This window comes from Streptomyces sp. 13-12-16 (assembly GCF_002114215.1).
Taxonomy (GTDB): Bacteria; Actinomycetota; Actinomycetes; order Streptomycetales; family Streptomycetaceae; genus Streptomyces.
The window spans coordinates 1-1,266 of record NZ_NCTE01000605.1 but is presented as its reverse complement, the minus strand read 5'-3'; the positions used below and the strand labels follow the sequence as shown (position 1 = coordinate 1,266).

General features: G+C 75.6%; 2 protein-coding genes. One reads left to right on the top strand and one right to left on the bottom strand.

The features are described from left to right. Window positions 1–833: dolichyl-phosphate beta-glucosyltransferase (locus B7767_RS24080; protein ID WP_256923545.1), on the bottom strand; the 833-nt coding region annotated here is incomplete at its 3' end. 175 nt (window positions 834–1,008) lie between these two features. On the opposite strand from B7767_RS24080, the gene B7767_RS24075 reads away from it, so the two are divergent. Beyond that, window positions 1,009–1,266 (top strand): hypothetical protein (locus B7767_RS24075; protein WP_218775816.1); only part of this gene is annotated, 258 nt, incomplete at its 3' end.

The window sequence follows — 1,266 nt, the reverse complement described above, 5'->3', positions numbered from 1 at the left end:
AGCGCGGCCAGCGGCAGCCGGCCGCCGGCCAGCGCGCGCCCCAGCCGGGCCATGCCGCGCAGGTCCGCCAGCGCCGTGGACAGGATGTCGACCCGGCTGTCGGGGTCGTCCACCCAGTCCACCGGCACCTCGTGGATGCGCAGTCCGGCGCGTTCGGCTATCACCAGCAGCTCGGTGTCGAAGAACCACTCCCGGTCCTCGACCAGCGGCAGCAGCCGCTCGGCGACGTCCCGCCGTACCGCCTTGAAACCGCACTGGGCGTCGGTGAACCGCACGGCGAGGGTGCCGCGCAGCAGCCCGTTGTAGCAGCGGGAGATGATCTCCCGCTTCGGTCCGCGCACCACCCGGGAGCCGCGGGCCAGGCGGGTGCCGATGGCGATGTCCGAGTGCCCGGAGATCAGCGGGGCCACCAGCGGCAGCAGGGCCGCGAGATCGGTGGACAGGTCCACGTCCAGATAGGCGAGCACCGGCGCGGACGACCGGGACCAGGCGGTGTGCAGGGCCCGGCCGCGGCCCTTCTCGGCCAGCCGTATCCACTCCGTCCCCGGCAGCTCCCGGGCCAGCCGCGCGGCGATCGCCGGGGTGCGGTCCGTGCTGGCGTTGTCGGCGACGGTGATCCGGAAGGCGTAGGGGAAGGTCTCCGCGAGGTGCGCGTGGAGCCGCCGGACACAGGGCTCCAGGTCGTTCTCCTCGTTGTGCACGGGCACGACCACGTCCAGGACGGGTTCCGGATGGTGCGCGGGCAGCGGCGCCCGGCGCGGCAGCGCCACCTGTGTCACGGACGCGGCGGATGAGCGGCGGTCGGTCGGTGCCGACCGTCTCGCGGTTCTCATGACGGGTTCACGGTCTCTTTCCGGCATACGGCATGACGGGTCCTGGTACGGGCATGCCGCGCCCGAGTGGTGGTCGGGGGACGGCCCGGGACGGGGGCGCCCACGGGCGGGGACGAAAGGGGGCTAGCCGCTGCCGGCGGACTCCTCCCCGGCCGAGGGCCTCCGCGCCGGTGCCGTGGACGGCGGCGGGGAGGAGACCGGCGGTGGTGCCGTCGTGGCCCGCCCCGTCGTGCCGGGCGCGGTGGACGACGGGAGGGAGGTCGGCGTGCCGCCGTACCCGGGTGCCGTGGTGCCGTCACCCGTGGTGGAGGAGGGGCTCGTCGGCGGCTTCGACGTGCTCGGGACGGACGTCGGCGAGGGGGACGCCGGGGGCGGCGTCGGACCGGTCGCCGGCAGGGGGCCGCGGTCGGCCGGCAGGGACCGGGAGTCGGAG